Raw genomic sequence first — 13,991 nt, 5'->3', positions numbered from 1 at the left:
TGTCTCCTGCCCCGGTTATGCATACCGCCTGGTTCTCGCCCATCATAACCATGGCACGGCGGCGGGCATAACGGCGGGCAGGATGGCGCCACCGGACGTGGCGCCGCCAAGACACCTTGCCGGGCGGCACGCGGGTCCGCCGCCTATTGCGCGGTCACCGGGAGGGGACCATCCGCCCTGCCCACGGCCGGAGGCACCCATTTCCCGTTGAGCGCTTCGGCCTTCGGCGCATAAAGTCGCATCGTCAGGTTGAACGGCCCTTTCGGCGCGGGCAGCCAGTTCGCTTCCTTGTCCTTGCCGGGGCTTTCATTCTGGAAGTAGAGCTCCAGGGAACCGTCGGGGTTGTACTTGAATGGCATCCAACTGCTGACCGCGAAGCGGTTCAGGCTGTTCGGCACCTGGAAACCATCGGCGTCATAGAGCGTGATCGACCAGAAGGCGTATGCCGGCGGCAGATCCGCGGGCGTGAAACGGATCACGTACTTGTTGGCGCCGTCCAGTGGCCTGCCATCGCGGTCCGCGATGTTCAGGGGATAGATCGCGTCTTCCACCAGATTGGCGCCCAGGCCCTGCTGCGCGATGATTGCCCGCTTCAGGTAATAGTCGCCATACACGCCCATCGTCGTGGTGTTCATCAGCCAGCCATTGCTGACGGGGGCGAGCGTGGACAACTTCCACAGCATGAGCTGCCTGGCCGCTTCAGGCGCCGCGGCCATCGCCTGCCGCGCCACCGGGTCCAGAGAAGCCGCGTCCAGGCTTTTGCCGGCCTCGATGCCGATGCGCTTCATCCTGGCGATGATGGGCTGGTCCGTCAGGTGCGGGGGATGCAGCTTCATCAGTTCCGCCGCATATGCAAAATACTTGTCGGCGGGCATGGTGTCGACCTGCGTCTTGGGCGGTGTCTTCATGTCGACGTCGGGATCGACCTTGCCGGTGATGACGACGCCGTTGCCGCCCCATTGCGAGAGCGGAGTGATCTTATAGCCGGCCTGGATCTTGTGGACCGCGGCGTAATCCTCCGGGCCGTCGGTCTTGGTACGGCCGATGACCAGCACGTAGGGCGTCGGGGCATCGATCCGGGTGGTCCCCGCGGGCAGCTTGTACTCGTCGAAGCGGTCGCGCAGGTCGGGTCTCCAGTTGGCTTGCGCGACCAGGAAATGGCCGGCCTGCGTACCGGTGGTGCGCCAGCCCGGCGAGGCGAATACGTCGGTCCACATGTCCAGCATCGGCAGCAGGTAGTAGCGGCCGCCGGTGTCCGGCACCGACACCACGACGGGCTCGCGCGTCAGGTCCAGGAAAGCCGACGAGTACAGGGTATCGAAGTTCGGCCGCACCACCAGCTTCACATCCGCCGCGGGAAACGCGGGCCAATTCGAGATCACGTTCGGCGGCGCGAAACCGGGCTTCTCGCCCCCGCTGGCGACATTGGTGGATTGCTTGCGCGTGACGTCCATCGAGACCAGCGGATAGAAATACACATAGGCGTCGAGCGCGATGGCGTTGGCTTCGTCCTGGGATAGTTTCTGGCCGCGCGCGGCCATGGATGCCATCGCAAGGGCGAGCGCCAGAAGAAACATGGACACCCATCTTGGGTGCGCGTGTCCATCCCTAACCACATCGTGCAGTCGCATGGCATCCTCCCGGTTGGAAATAAGCTTGGTTGCGGCAACCCTCAAGGGAAAGCCATCGGCTGGCCCGCCCGGTTTTTCTTCATGTATGCCAACGCGCCAGCGCGGCTCGGGTCGCACCCCTTCCAAGGACATGCGCGCTGTCGCCATGTTCGGCCGTCCCGAGGATATGCCCGCCATGGGGACGCGAACAATACGAAAACGGTCATAGTCCACCCACGGGCATCGAAGGAGCGAGACAGCGTCCGTCGCGCCCCGGCCATCGACCGTCTCTCCATCTTCAAGCCTAAGGCAGGGAAAACCATCGCTGTGGGGCGATGAGCGCACCGCTACACTTCCGCGTTCGTTCCAGGCGGGCAATGCGTGCTCTCGCCCGTCCCGCGTATCGATACCCGGAGACTGGCCAATGGATAAGTCGTACAAGCGACGGTCTGTGATGTGGGCGCTCCGCGCGGCCGCCGGCCTGGTGGCCGTGGCACCGGCGGCCGCCGAGGAAGCGCCCAAGAGCGATGGCTGGCAGTTCGAAATCACCCCTTACTTCTGGGCCGCGGGCCTGAACGGCTGGACGCGTGTCGGCTCGCGCGCGCCCACCATGAGCGTGGACACGGACTTCTCCAAGATCTGGGATCACCTGGACTTCGGCGGCATGGGCAGTTTCGAAGCGCGCAAGGGCCGCTGGGGCATCCTGATGGACGCCATCTACATCAAGGTCAGCCAGCGCTCCGAACCGCTGGCGCGCGGCCTGCTGGGGACGGCGGACGCCACCTTGCAGCAGACCATCCTGCAGGGCGCCGGCGCCTACCGCGTCCTGGATAGCGAGAAGACACCGGTCGATCTCCTGGCCGGCGTGCGCTACGTGTACATCGACGGCGACCTGGAATTCTCGCGCAGCCGGCTCCTGCCGGCGGGCCGCGACTTCAGCGGCAACGTCGACTGGCTCGACGGATTCGTCGGCGTGCGCGCCCAGTACGCCCTGGCGGACAAATGGCGGCTGATCGGCTATGCCGATGCCGGTACGGGGGGCAGCGATTATTCCTGGCAGTTGGCGGCAGGCGTGAATTACGACTTCAGCAAATCCGTGGTGGGCAAGTTCGGCTACCGCATCATCGGCATGAAGTACGAGTCGAACAACTTCCTGTACAACCTGAAGACCGCGGGGCTGTACCTGGGCGTGGGCATCCGGTTCTAGTCCCGGAATGCCGGCCTTTGCGGGGCGAAGGTCCACCCAAAGTCACCGGACAAGAAAAAAGCCGCTTAGAGTGGCGATCTCTAAACGGCTTTCTTGATACAGCAGAAATTCTGGCGCGCCCGGCAGGATTCGAACCCACGACCCCTTGGTTCGTAGCCAAGTACTCTATCCAACTGAGCTACGGGCGCTTTGGTACTGCATCTGAAGTTTCACCGGAAATCGCCGTGTCCACAACCGGGTTGTTTACACAAGTTTCCTGTGCCGCCTCAGCAAAGAAGAAAGATTATAGCACGCTTTTCTTTCCCTTCAAGCCCCCGGCGGATCGCTCGCTCTTTCCAGGAAAGAAGTGCCGCCGCCGCGGAAGGGCGCAACTATAGCAGAAAGGCAGCCCGCCTTCACGCAAGGGGCTGGCTACACGCAAAGGCCCGCCTTCGCAAGCGCCCGCCTTCATGCGGGCCGGCGATGGGCGGCGGCCGCGCGCCGCGCCGCCCTGCCCTTGCCCGCCCTGCCCTTGCCATCCTCGCCCGTCACCTGGCTGAAGTAATCCTTGATGGCTTCGGTGAACGCCGTGCGGCTGTGGCGGGCCCGTTCCAGCAGACCCACCCGGCGATGCACGTCGACATCCGGCAAGGGGATGACCCGCAGGGCGCGGTCTTCGCGCCAGGCCACATTGGCCAGGCGCGGCACGATGGACACGCCGAACCCGTGCCGCACCAGTTCGATAATGGCCTCGACCGAATTCAGCTCCATGCTTTCGCGCACCGGGGTCTCCAGCCGGTCCAGCACTTCCTGGACCAGGATACCCGTCCAGGTATTGCGATCGAAGCGCATGAAGGGGGATTCGGGCAGTACGCGCTCAATCTTCGCGGGCAGTGAAAAATGCGGCTGGCGCGGCACGATCAGGATCATGGGCTCGCTGTACAGCGGCGTCCACACCAGGTTCGACGACAAGGGACGCGGCGGTTGCGTGACGATGGCGGCGTCCAGTTCGCCGCGCTCCACGCGCAGGGCGAAATCGCTGGACAGGCCGGCGAACAGGCGCACGTCCAGGCGCGGATAGCGTTGCCGCACCGTCCACAGGGCGTCCGCGAAGGCGCCCATCAGGGCCGACACCAGCGCGCCCACCACCATGGTGCCCGACATGCCGTCGCCGCCGGCCACCGCGCCCAGCGATTCGTAGCGGCGAACCAGGTCGGAGATCTCCGGCACCAGCGCGCGGCCGGCCGGGTTCAGCACCGCGGCGCGCGCGCTGCGGTCGAACAGCTGGCAATTCAGGCTCTCCTCCAGCGCGCGTATTTGCAGGCCCACCGCGGCTGGCGTCAGGCCGATCTCCTTGCCGGCGGCGGCGAAGGTACCGTGGCGGGCCACGGCCAGGAAGGTCTTCAGCGTGCGTATCGAGGACATGGAGAGGCGTCTTCCACCGGAATGCGGCGGCGGCGGGACGCCCGGCGGCCGCAAGTTTTGCTTTTGCTGAACCGAAGAATTATTAGCTTTTACTTTACTCCAGCCCCATAGAACAATGAGGCGGGCCCTGCCAGGCGGCAGTACCACTCCGGCCCGCCAAGAACATATCCATAACAGCGTGGCGCACGACGCCCGGCATGAGCGGCACCGCGACACCCGCCGCACGCCTGGCGCGGCGGGGCAAGGCGCCGCCGGAGGAGACCCTATGACACGCATCGCCCTGCTGGCCCGCGCCAGGGCCGCGGCCTGTGCCGCCATCCTGGCCTGTACGGCCGCGGCGCCCGCCATGGCCGCCGAAGCCCGCTATCCCGATCACCCCATTACCGTCGTCGTGCCTTTCAGCGCGGGCGGCGACGCGGACCTGGCCGCGCGCAATCTGGCCAAGGCCGTACAAGGCATCTTGCCGCAGCCCATGGTGGTCCTGAACAAGGGCGGCGCCAACGGTGCGATCGGCTCGATGTTCGTGCGCGAGGCCGCGCCGGACGGCTACACCCTGCTGCTGGCCCGCGTCGGTTCGCAGGCCATCCTGCCGGCGCTGCAGGCCGACCTGAAATACAAGTGGGACGACTTCACGCCGCTCGGCTTGCTGGACCTGAACCCCATGGTCTGCGTGGTCAATGGGGACTCCCCCATCCGCACGCTGCGCGAGCTGGTGGACGCCATCCGGGCACAGCCAGGCAAGCTGAACTACAGTACGTCCGGGCCGGCGACCGTCCTGAACCTGGCGACGCAGATCCTGCTGGATGCCGCCGGCCTGCCGCCGCAGGCCGCCGCGCAGATCGTCTACAAAGGCGGTGGCGAAGCAACCGCGGCGGTGCTGTCCAAGGAGGTCCAGTTCAGCTGCAATAACGTCACGGCACTCATCGGCAATGTGAAAGCGGGCCGGCTGCGGGCCTTGGTGACCACCACCGCGCAGCGCCTGCCGGAACTGCCCGACGTGCCGACGGCCAAGGAAACGGGTTATCCGCAGCTGGAACGCATCAGCGGCTGGAGCGCCCTGTATGGCCCGCCCGGCATGCCGGCGCCGCTGGTGCGCCAGTGGGCCGACGTGCTGCAACGCCTGTCCCGGGACGAAGCCTGGCTGGCCGGGGTGCAGAATATCGGTTCCGTGCCCAAGGTCATGGCGCCGGCCGAGACCGCGCGCTTCGCCCAGGAGCAATACCAGTTGTTCCGCGACCTGGGCAAGAAGCTGGACATACAGATCAAATAAGGCATGCGACACGCAGGCCGCAGAAGGAGGAAGACCGCACCATGACCCGATCCCGCAACGGCGCCGCCGCGCTCGTGCAGACCCTGGCGAGCGCCGGCGTCAAGCATATCTTCACGCTCTCGGGGAATCACATCATGCCGGTGTTCGATGCCTGCATCGACGCCGGGATCGACCTGATCCATGTGCGCCACGAGGGCGCCGCCGTGCATATGGCCGACGCCTGGGCGCGCCTGACGGGACAGGTCGGGGTGGCCATGGTCACCGGCGGACCGGGCCATGCCAATGCGGTCTCCGCGCTGTACACCGCGGCCATGGCCGAGTCCCCGGTGCTGCTGCTGTCCGGCCATGCGCCCAACGGGCAATCGGGCATGGGGGCCTTCCAGGAGATGCGCCAGGCCGATGTGGCGGAACCGCTCACGAAATGGTCCGCCACCGTGGCCAGCGCCGACCGCATGGCGCAGGACGTGGGCCAGGCGCTGCGCATCGCGCGCTCCGGGCGGCCCGGGCCCGTCAGCCTCAGCCTGCCGACCGATGCGCTGGAGACCGCCTGCACCGCGGCGGCGGACGCCCCCCAGTCCTTCGAACCCATCCCGCAAGCCCTCGACCCCGACACCGCCGCCTCGCTGGTCCGGCGGCTGCAGGCCGCCAAGCGCCCGCTGATCCTGACCGGTCCGGCCGCCATGATGGGCGCCGCGCTGGCGCGCGCGCGCGAACTCGAATCCGCCTGCGGCATTCCCGTCATCGGCATGGAGAGCCCGCGCGGCGTGGCCGATCCGGCCCTGGGCGCCTTCGCGCAAATGCTGGCCCGGGCGGACTGCATCCTGCTGCTGGGCAAACGCGTGGATTTCACATTGAAGTTCGGCAAGGCGCCGGCCATCGCGGCGGATTGCGCCTTCCTGCAGGTGGATGCCGAGGCCGGGGAATTCGAACGCACACGCCGCGCGGTGGGCCCGCGCCTGCTGGAATGCGCCCTGGCGGATACCCCGTCGGCGCTGGACGCCCTGCTGCGCGCCGGCGCCGCGGCGTCGGGCTGGCACGATGCCTGGACCCGCGACGTGCGCGACGCCGTGGCCTACCGTCCGCCGGCCTGGAAAACCGCCAGCTCGGCCATGCCGGAACGCATGCATCCGGTACAGGCGCTGGCGCCCTTGCAAGAGCTGCTGGACAGCCATCCCGACTCCGTCTTCATCGCCGATGGCGGCGAGATCGGGCAATGGGCCCAGGCCTGCCTGCGCGCGCCCAACCGCGTCATCAACGGGGTGGCCGGCTCCATCGGCGCCGCCCTGCCCTTCGCGCTGGCGGCACGGCTGGCGCGGCCGGACGCGCCCGTGGTTGCCGTCATGGGCGACGGCACCTTCGGCTTCCACACGGCGGAAATCGATACCGCCGTCCGCTACAAGCTGCCGTTCGTGGTCGTCGTCGGCAACGATGCGCGCTGGAACGCCGAATACCAGATCCAGCTGCGCGACTACGGCAAGGACCGCCTGATCGGCTGCGAGCTGCTGCCCGCCCGCTACGATGCCGTCACGGCGGCATTCGGCGGTTTCGGCAGACTCGTGACCGATCCCGCCCAGGTCGCGCCCGCCATCCAGGCAGCGCACCGCAGCGGGCTGCCGGCCTGCCTGAATATCATGATCGAAGGCTTGCCGGCGCCCAGCGTATCGCTGCCCACGGCAAACGCAGCAAACGCAGCAAACGCAGCAGCAGGACAGCCATGACCATCCTGGAGTTCCTGGCCGCGCACCTGGGCGCGGCCGCCACCGGCATCGATGGCGCCTCGCTGCTGGTGGCAGGCCTGGCCTTGGCCGGCGGCTACGTCATCTTCGGCATGACGGGCTTCGGCTCCGCCATCGTCGCCATGCCCCTGTTGACACAGGTCATGCCGCTGCACCGCGCCGTGCCGGTGATGCTGGTCTGCGACATGGTTTGCGGCCTGCTCCTGGGGGCCACCAGCCGCAGCAACGTGCACGTCGGCGAGCTGCGGCGCATCGTCCCCTGGATGCTGGCCGGCATGGTGGCGGGGCTGGCCTTGCTCATATACGTGCCGGAACGGCCGCTGCTGATCGTACTGGGCGTGGGCGTACTGGCGTATTCGCTGTGGCGCCTGCGCGGCGGCGACGGATTCCGGGAACTTCGCCCGACCTGGGCCATACCGCTGGGCCTGGGCGGCGGCGGCTTCACCGCGATGTTCGGCACGGGCGGCCCGCTCTACACCATCTACCTGGCGGGCCGGCTGGAGGACCGCAATGCGCTGCGGGCCACCGTCAGCACGCTCATCATGCTGACCGGCTTCACGCGCTTGGTGATGTTCGCCGTTACCGGCCTGCTGCTGCAGCCCGCGGCGCTCGCCCTGATGGTATGGCTGGTTCCCTGCGGCCTGATCGGCGTGCGGCTCGGATCCTGGCTGCGGCACCGCATACCGCCGGCATATATCTTCCGCCTGTTGTGGACGGTGCTGATCGCGGGCAGCATCAGCCTGCTGGTGAAGTCCATCGGCGGTTGACCGCGCGCCGCCCGTGCCGCCGCCCCGGGCGCGCGGCGCCACGAGTACCCCGCGGCACGCGGGCCCTCAAGCCGCATCCTTCAGCAGGCTTTGCCCCGGCGCCACCCGCGTGAACACCACCGGTTCGCGGTCGATGCGGGCGCCGCCGTCGCGCCAGCGGACCACGGTATAGAAGGAGCTGTCCAGGTCGCCGGTCTGCGGGAAGTCCTCGCGGAAGTGCGCGCCGCGCGAGTTCTCGCGCGCCAGCGCGGCCTCGGTAATTACCTGGCTGACCATGACCAGGCTGCGCAGGTTCAGCCAGTCGTGCCAAGTGGGATTGAAGGCGCGCCCGGCGCCGCCCACGCCGACCCGCGACAGCGTATCGGCCAGGCCCGCCAGGGTATCGCGCGCGCGCAGCAGCCCCGCCTGGTCGCGCATGATGCCGACGTCGTCCCACATGCACCCGTACAAGGCCTCGCGCAGCGGATGCAGCCCTTCGGCCGGCCTGGCGAAGGGCGCCAGCGCGTCGTCGACGGCGGCCGCGATCGCGGCCTCGTCCGGCGCCTGCCAGCCGCCTTCGCGCCGCACCCAGTCGGCCATGCTGTCGCCGGCGATGCCGCCGAACACGGTGGAATTCGCCACGCCGTTGCCGCCCAGGCGGTTGGCTCCGTGCACGCCGCCGGTGTCCTCGCCCGCGGCGAACAGGCCGTGCAGCGCCGTGCGGCAATCGGGCTGGAACATGACGCCGCCCATCATGTAATGGGCCGTGGGCACGACTTCCACCAAACCGCCGGCCAGATCGAAGCCGCAGTCCGCGCAGCGCTCCACCATGCCCTTGAACTGCCTGCGCACCGCGTCCACGCCCAGGTGGTGCATCTGGATATAGACGCCGCCGTTGGGCGAGGTCCGTCCCTCGCGCATCTCCGCATAAATGCCGCGCGAGACGATGTCGCGCGTGGCGCGCTCGCCGCGCGGATCGTAGCGCTGCATGAAACGCTCTTGCGCGCCGTTCAACAGGTAGCCGCCGGCGCCGCGCAGGCCTTCCTCCAGCACCGTGCCCGTCATGCGCGTCTGCGTGCCCGCCAGCAGCCCCGTGGGATGGAACTGCACCATTTCCATATCGCGCAGCGGCAGTCCGGCCGACAAGGCCATCGCGAGCCCGTCGCAGCTCTTGTCGCCGGATGGCGTGTGGTACTTGTACATGGTCGGGCCGCCGCCCGTGGCCAGCAATACCGCGCGCGCCTGCACGAAGACGAACTCGCCGCTGCGCACGTCTATCATCAGCACGCCGGCCAGCGCCTGCCCGTCGGGCGTGCGGATCAGGCTCAGGGCGCGATGTTCCTCCAGCCGCCCGATGCCGCGCCGCCAGACCTGTTCGGACAGGCGGTTGATGATCTCGATGCCCGTCAGGTCGCCCTTGTGCACGGTGCGGTCGAAGGTCTGTCCCGCGAAGGCCTTCTGGTGCACGGTACCGTCGGGATTGCGATCGAAGAAGCAGCCCAGCTCGTTCTCGAGCTCATGGATGCGTTCTATGGCCGTGCTGACCAGCGTCCACGCCAGCTCCTGGTTGGACAACCATTTGCTGCCTTCTATGGTGTCCATGAAATGGCGTTCGACGGAATCGCCCGGCGCCAGCGCCACGTTGTAGCCGCCTTGCACCATGCGGGTACAGCCGCACTTGCCCAGCAAGCCCTTGACGGCCACGGTGATGGACAATTCCGGCGCGCGCTGGTGCGCATGCAGCGCGGCGAACAGGCCCGCGCCGCCAGCGCCCAGAATCAGGATATCGGTCTTCAGCCGCTTGACCGGCAGGGCGTGGCTCATGGCGCCGTCACTCCCAGGCTGGCCAGGACCGCCGCCCGGCGGCCCTCGGTGTCCCGGCGGACGGTGTCGTACAGGCTGCCGCCATGGCTGTCCATGGCAACCAGCAAGGGGCCGAAGTCGCGTATGCGGAAGCGCCACAGCGATTCCGGGTTCAGGTCGTCCAGGTCCACGTCCTCGATCTGTTCTATCCAGGTGGTTTCCAATGCGGCGGTACCGCCGATGATGGCGAGGTAGGCGCCGCCCAGCTCGCGGAAGGCATCCTGCGAGCCCTGGCGCAATCCGCCCTTGCCGATGACCAGGCGCACGCCATACTGCGCCATCAGCGGCCGCGTGAAGCGCTCCATGCGGTCGGATGTGGTCGTGCCGATACACACCGCCTCGTAGCCGGCCGGATTGGCTGCGCCGGGCGTCACCTTGCGCACGTTGGGCGCGGTGTGGATGACGGCGTGGCCAGCCAGGTCGAAGCGCGTCTTGCGCCCCTTGTCGAACATATGGATCTGCGTGGCGTCGCGGATGCCGTACAGCGTGCGCTGCAGCGTGACCGTATCGTTGATGCGCAGCTGCCTGGCCTGCGCCTCGGTGATGGGCATGGTGAGTTCGTGGTGCGCCATGGTCAGAATCCGTATTCGATGCCTTGCGGCGTGAGAACCGCGCGGGCGCGCCGCGCCGAGTGGCATTGCATGTTGACCGCCACGGGATTCATGGTGATATGCGTATGCGCCAGTTCGATATGCACGGCGAAGGCCGTGCCGTCGCCGCCCAGTCCTTGCGGGCCGACTCCCAGCTGGTTGACGGCCGCCGACAGCACGCGCTCGAGTTCCGCGCCTTCCGGGTCCTGGCAGCGGGTGCCCAGCGGCCGCGTGGCGGCGCGCTTGGCAAGCGCGACGCAAAGGTCGGAAGTGCCGCCCACGCCCACGCCGACGATGGTGGGCGGACAGGTCTTGCCGCCCGCGGCGATCACGCAATCCACCACGAAGGCCTTGATGGCATCGATGCCTTCCGCCGGCACGGCCATCTTCAGGAAGGAGTTGTTCTCCGAGCCGCTGCCCTTGGGGATCATCTCGATGGACAGGCGCTCCGGCGCCTCGTCGAAATCGATGTGGATCACCGGCACGTCGAAGCCGCAGGAAGTATGGTTGTTCCGCCGCGTCAGCGGATGCACCACGGACGAGCGCAGCGGATGTTCGCGGGTGGCGCGCTCGCAGCCCTTGCGTATCGCCTGCTTCAGCGCATGCCCGTCCACCTGCACGCCACGGCCGATGGCGACGTTGTAGATGGGAATGCCCGTGTCCTGGCACAGCAGGTTTTCCTGGTCCTCGGCCACCCGGATATTGGTGCGCATGGTCTCCAGGACCCCGCGCGCCACCGCCGAGGTTTCGTCGGCGGCCAGCCGGTCTATGCCGGCCTTGATATCCGGCGGCAGGATTTTCAGCGCCCGTATGTAAAGGTCTTTGGCGGCTTCTTCCACCGCCGCGAGGTCTGCTTGCATGCTGCGTCTCCCAGCGCGCCGCGACGCCCCGGGGCGGCATGCCGCCGGGGCGGTGGCCGCCTTCAATCGATGGAAAGATTGCGGCGCTCGACGATCGCCTTCCACTTTCCGGATTCGTCCTGGATGCTCTTGACTAGCTCCGCCGGCGTATTGCCCACCGGCGTCATGCCCTGGCCGGCCAGTTTCTCGCGCACGGCGGGCTGCTGCAGGACCTTGGCCGTATCGCGCTGGATTTTGTCGATGACGGATTTGGGCGTGCCCGCCGCCGTGACCAGGGCGAACCAGCCCGTCGTCTCGTAGCCGGGCAGGCCCGCCTCTTTGGCGGTGGGCACGTCCGGCATCATGGGCGAGCGCGTGGGACCGGTGACGGCCAGGGCGCGCGCCTTGCCGCTTTTCGCGAACACCGACGCCGCCGCGATATTGCCCACCACCAGTTGCACCTGCCCGGCCAGCAGATCGTTATAGGCCAGCGCCTCGCCCTTGTACGGGACATGGGTGATCTGGATGCCGGCCGCATCGGCCAGCGCCTCGCCCGCCATGTGCACCTGGCTGCCGTTGCCGGCCGAGCCGAAGTTCAGCTTCTTGGGCTGGGCCTTGGCCAGGGCGATCAGCTCCTTCAGGTCCTTCGCGGGCAAGGACTCGTTGACCAGCACCAGCATCGGCCCGCTGGCGACATTGGTGATGTAGTCGAAGTCCTTCAGCGTATACGGCAGGTTCCGGTACAGGTAGGGATTGACCGTGAACATGCTGCCGGAAGCCATCAGCAGGGTGTAGCCGTCGGGTGGCGACTTGGCGGTCAGCGTGGCGCCGATCGCGCCGCCGGCGCCCGGACGGTTGTCGATGACCACCGACTGGTGCCACATCTGGCCCAGCTCCGCGCCCACCACGCGCGCCACGACATCGGTAGTGCCGCCCGCGGTGAAGGGAACGATGATCCGTACCGGTTTGTCGGGCCAGGGCGCGTCGGCATGGACAAGGCCCGGCATCGCCATCGCGGTGGACGCGAGGGCCAGAATACAGGTGTGCAGCCAATGCCTGGGACGTCTGGACAGCTCGTACAGATACTCATGCATGATGGTTGTCTCCGTTGGTTTGCGGCTTCGCATCTGCGGCGAAGCTCGTGCCGCGATTGGGGGCGGCGCGTCAGCGTCGCACCTTGGCCCCGGGGCGTCAATGCGCGATTACCGCAGCAACGCCAGTAAAAACGCCAATCCGGTGCCCGCGCCCACGCCCAGGCCCACGGCCAGCCAGTCCTTGCGTAAATGGGTCCAGGGCGCGAACTCGATCACCAGCAGCCGCAGGCCGCCCATCAGGTGCAGGGAAAGCAGCACCACCAGGCCCCATTCCGCGAACTTGAAAAGCGGGCGGTCGGCGAAGCGCAGGAAACCGTCCAGCGCCTGCTCGCCCGCGATCGCCTGCCCCAGCGCCCAGAAGTGAATGGGCAGGAACAGCGCCAGCGCCAGGCCGGAGATGCGGTGGACCAGGAAGGCCCAATACGCCGGGTGGTTGCGCGCGCGCGCATCGTTGCGCCGCATCATGCCACTACCCCGTAAACGGCGCGCAGGCCCAGGAAGACCAGCAGGACGGCAAAGGCCAGCGCGGCCGCCACCGCCGACGGGCCCCGCCAACGCAGCCATTCCTCCGCGATGCGCAGCAGGCCGATCGGCACGTGCACCGCGCAAGCCAGCACGAACAGGCCGTAGAACGCGGCGAAGCCGATACTGCCCCGCGTGCGCTCCAGGATCTCCGCGCCGCTGAGCCCGCCGCGCACCGCATACACGATGATGCCGATGTGGACGGCGACGAACAGCGCCAGGACCATCGCGCTGACACGCTGCAAGTACCACAGGCGCGCCTGTGTGCGCACGCTGGGGCCGGCCATCACAATTCCCCTTTCATCGCGGCCTTGGCCGCCATGCGCTTCAGGCCGGCGATGCCTGCCGTCGGCGCCAGGGCCTTGGGACAGCGCTCGGTACAGCTGCCCTGGGTATGACAGGCGTGGCAGCCGGCATCGCCCGCCACGGCGCGCAGGCGTTCGGCGCCCTGCACGTCGCGTTCATCGTTCATCAGCGTCCAGGCGCGGTTCAGCGCCGCGGGACCCAGGTAGTCGGGACGCCAGGTGACCACGTCGCAGGATGCGTAGCACACGCCGCAGCCTATGCATTCGATGCCCGCGTCCACCGCCTGCCGGCGTGGCGAGGACGGCGGCACGCGGGCGAAATCGTCGTGGCGCGACAGCGTGCCGGCGAAACTGCCCTGGGCCTGGCTCCACTTGTCGAAAAACGCGCTCATGTCGGTGACCAGGTCCTTGATGACCGGCAGATTGGAGAGCGGCGCGACCTCCAGCCGGCCGCGGTCCGCGACCTTCGCCACGTGGGTGCGGCAGGTCCAGCGCGCCTTGCCGTTGACCGTCATGGCGCAGGAACCGCACATGCCGACGCGGCAAGCGTAGCGATAGCCCAGGTCGGGCTGCAGCTCGCGCTGTATGTAGGTCACGACGTCCAGCACCGTCTGGCTGGTGTGGCGCGGCACCCGGTAGGTCGCGAATCCGCCGCCGTCGGCGCTGCGCCATACCTTGACTTCCAACATATCCATGGCGTTCCCGTCCGCAATGCGGGGAGCGCGCCGATGGCTGGCGCCGGGCGGCGCGCCCTCTCCCGGTGCCGTATTGTCGGGCGGGGCCTATAAAAAGCAAAAGCGAATAA

General features: G+C 67.8%; 13 protein-coding genes and 1 tRNA gene. 4 read left to right on the top strand and 10 right to left on the bottom strand.

Going from position 1 to position 13,991, the window contains the following annotated elements; genetic code table 11:
• Positions 1–143 precede the first annotated feature (143 nt).
• Positions 144–1,577, bottom strand: coding sequence for a DUF1254 domain-containing protein (locus tag BAU06_RS07410; protein ID WP_066346411.1), 1,434 nt, complete (start codon positions 1,575–1,577; stop codon positions 144–146).
• 457 nt (positions 1,578–2,034) lie between these two features.
• On the opposite strand from BAU06_RS07410, the gene BAU06_RS07405 reads away from it, so the two are divergent.
• Positions 2,035–2,817, top strand: coding sequence for a porin family protein (locus BAU06_RS07405; protein WP_156770177.1), 783 nt, complete (start codon positions 2,035–2,037; stop codon positions 2,815–2,817).
• A gap of 111 nt (positions 2,818–2,928) precedes the next feature.
• On the opposite strand, the gene BAU06_RS07400 is transcribed toward BAU06_RS07405, so the two are convergent.
• A tRNA-Arg gene (locus BAU06_RS07400) sits at positions 2,929–3,005 on the bottom strand.
• Positions 3,006–3,264: 259 nt separating this feature from the next.
• On the bottom strand, positions 3,265–4,221 hold the full coding sequence (locus BAU06_RS07395; protein ID WP_082993561.1) for a LysR family transcriptional regulator: 957 nt from the start codon (positions 4,219–4,221) through the stop codon (positions 3,265–3,267).
• 265 nt (positions 4,222–4,486) lie between these two features.
• Between BAU06_RS07395 and BAU06_RS07390 the strand changes: the two genes are divergently transcribed.
• From BAU06_RS07390 to BAU06_RS07380, 3 genes are read left to right on the top strand one after another with little or no spacing between them, the layout of a single operon-like run.
• Complete coding sequence (locus BAU06_RS07390) at positions 4,487–5,491, top strand: tripartite tricarboxylate transporter substrate binding protein (protein WP_066346408.1); 1,005 nt, start codon at positions 4,487–4,489, stop codon at positions 5,489–5,491.
• Positions 5,492–5,532: 41 nt separating this feature from the next.
• Positions 5,533–7,209, top strand: coding sequence for a thiamine pyrophosphate-binding protein (locus BAU06_RS07385; protein WP_066346403.1), 1,677 nt, complete (start codon positions 5,533–5,535; stop codon positions 7,207–7,209).
• Complete coding sequence (locus BAU06_RS07380; RefSeq protein ID WP_082988052.1) at positions 7,206–7,994, top strand: sulfite exporter TauE/SafE family protein; 789 nt, start codon at positions 7,206–7,208, stop codon at positions 7,992–7,994. Before BAU06_RS07385 ends, BAU06_RS07380 begins: the two co-directional genes overlap by 4 nt.
• A 66-nt stretch (positions 7,995–8,060) precedes the next feature.
• On the opposite strand, the gene BAU06_RS07375 is transcribed toward BAU06_RS07380, so the two are convergent.
• The 7 genes from BAU06_RS07375 to BAU06_RS07345 form a co-directional block, all read right to left on the bottom strand.
• Complete coding sequence (locus BAU06_RS07375) at positions 8,061–9,797, bottom strand: L-aspartate oxidase (protein ID WP_066346399.1); 1,737 nt, start codon at positions 9,795–9,797, stop codon at positions 8,061–8,063.
• Positions 9,794–10,408, bottom strand: coding sequence for a fumarate hydratase C-terminal domain-containing protein (locus tag BAU06_RS07370; RefSeq protein WP_066346395.1), 615 nt, complete (start codon positions 10,406–10,408; stop codon positions 9,794–9,796). Before BAU06_RS07370 ends, BAU06_RS07375 begins: the two co-directional genes overlap by 4 nt.
• A gap of 2 nt (positions 10,409–10,410) precedes the next feature.
• Entirely contained in the window at positions 10,411–11,286 is an 876-nt protein-coding gene (locus BAU06_RS07365; protein WP_066346391.1) for a fumarate hydratase, read from the bottom strand.
• A 62-nt stretch (positions 11,287–11,348) separates the two neighbouring features.
• Complete coding sequence (locus BAU06_RS07360) at positions 11,349–12,359, bottom strand: Bug family tripartite tricarboxylate transporter substrate binding protein (protein ID WP_066346386.1); 1,011 nt, start codon at positions 12,357–12,359, stop codon at positions 11,349–11,351.
• 108 nt (positions 12,360–12,467) lie between these two features.
• Complete coding sequence (gene sdhC, locus BAU06_RS07355; RefSeq protein ID WP_082988051.1) at positions 12,468–12,821, bottom strand: succinate dehydrogenase, cytochrome b556 subunit; 354 nt, start codon at positions 12,819–12,821, stop codon at positions 12,468–12,470.
• Positions 12,821–13,168 carry a succinate dehydrogenase gene (locus BAU06_RS07350; protein WP_066346380.1) on the bottom strand — a complete coding sequence of 116 codons (348 nt, stop codon included), beginning with the start codon at positions 13,166–13,168 and terminating at the stop codon, positions 12,821–12,823. Before BAU06_RS07350 ends, sdhC begins: the two co-directional genes overlap by 1 nt.
• Positions 13,168–13,881 (bottom strand): succinate dehydrogenase/fumarate reductase iron-sulfur subunit, encoded by a 714-nt coding sequence (locus BAU06_RS07345; protein ID WP_066346378.1) that lies wholly within the window; start codon positions 13,879–13,881, stop codon positions 13,168–13,170. The genes BAU06_RS07350 and BAU06_RS07345 overlap by 1 nt, the downstream gene beginning before the upstream one ends.
• Positions 13,882–13,991: the final 110 nt, after the last annotated feature.

The organism is Bordetella bronchialis (genome assembly GCF_001676705.1).
Classification (GTDB): domain Bacteria; phylum Pseudomonadota; class Gammaproteobacteria; order Burkholderiales; family Burkholderiaceae_B; genus Bordetella_C; species Bordetella_C bronchialis.
This window is presented reverse-complemented; position numbering and strand designations above follow the sequence as displayed.

Coding starts and splice junctions, on each gene's coding strand:
- BAU06_RS07350 (WP_066346380.1), bottom strand. CDS start 13,168: ATGGCCGGCCCCAGCGTGCGCACACAGGCGCGCCTGTGGTACTTGCAG.
- BAU06_RS07390 (WP_066346408.1), top strand. CDS start 4,487: ATGACACGCATCGCCCTGCTGGCCCGCGCCAGGGCCGCGGCCTGTGCC.
- BAU06_RS07405 (WP_156770177.1), top strand. CDS start 2,035: ATGGATAAGTCGTACAAGCGACGGTCTGTGATGTGGGCGCTCCGCGCG.
- sdhC (WP_082988051.1), bottom strand. CDS start 12,821: ATGCGGCGCAACGATGCGCGCGCGCGCAACCACCCGGCGTATTGGGCC.
- BAU06_RS07365 (WP_066346391.1), bottom strand. CDS start 11,286: ATGCAAGCAGACCTCGCGGCGGTGGAAGAAGCCGCCAAAGACCTTTAC.
- BAU06_RS07410 (WP_066346411.1), bottom strand. CDS start 1,577: ATGTTTCTTCTGGCGCTCGCCCTTGCGATGGCATCCATGGCCGCGCGC.
- BAU06_RS07380 (WP_082988052.1), top strand. CDS start 7,206: ATGACCATCCTGGAGTTCCTGGCCGCGCACCTGGGCGCGGCCGCCACC.
- BAU06_RS07385 (WP_066346403.1), top strand. CDS start 5,533: ATGACCCGATCCCGCAACGGCGCCGCCGCGCTCGTGCAGACCCTGGCG.
- BAU06_RS07345 (WP_066346378.1), bottom strand. CDS start 13,881: ATGGATATGTTGGAAGTCAAGGTATGGCGCAGCGCCGACGGCGGCGGA.
- BAU06_RS07360 (WP_066346386.1), bottom strand. CDS start 12,359: ATGCATGAGTATCTGTACGAGCTGTCCAGACGTCCCAGGCATTGGCTG.
- BAU06_RS07395 (WP_082993561.1), bottom strand. CDS start 4,221: ATGTCCTCGATACGCACGCTGAAGACCTTCCTGGCCGTGGCCCGCCAC.
- BAU06_RS07375 (WP_066346399.1), bottom strand. CDS start 9,797: ATGAGCCACGCCCTGCCGGTCAAGCGGCTGAAGACCGATATCCTGATT.
- BAU06_RS07370 (WP_066346395.1), bottom strand. CDS start 10,408: ATGGCGCACCACGAACTCACCATGCCCATCACCGAGGCGCAGGCCAGG.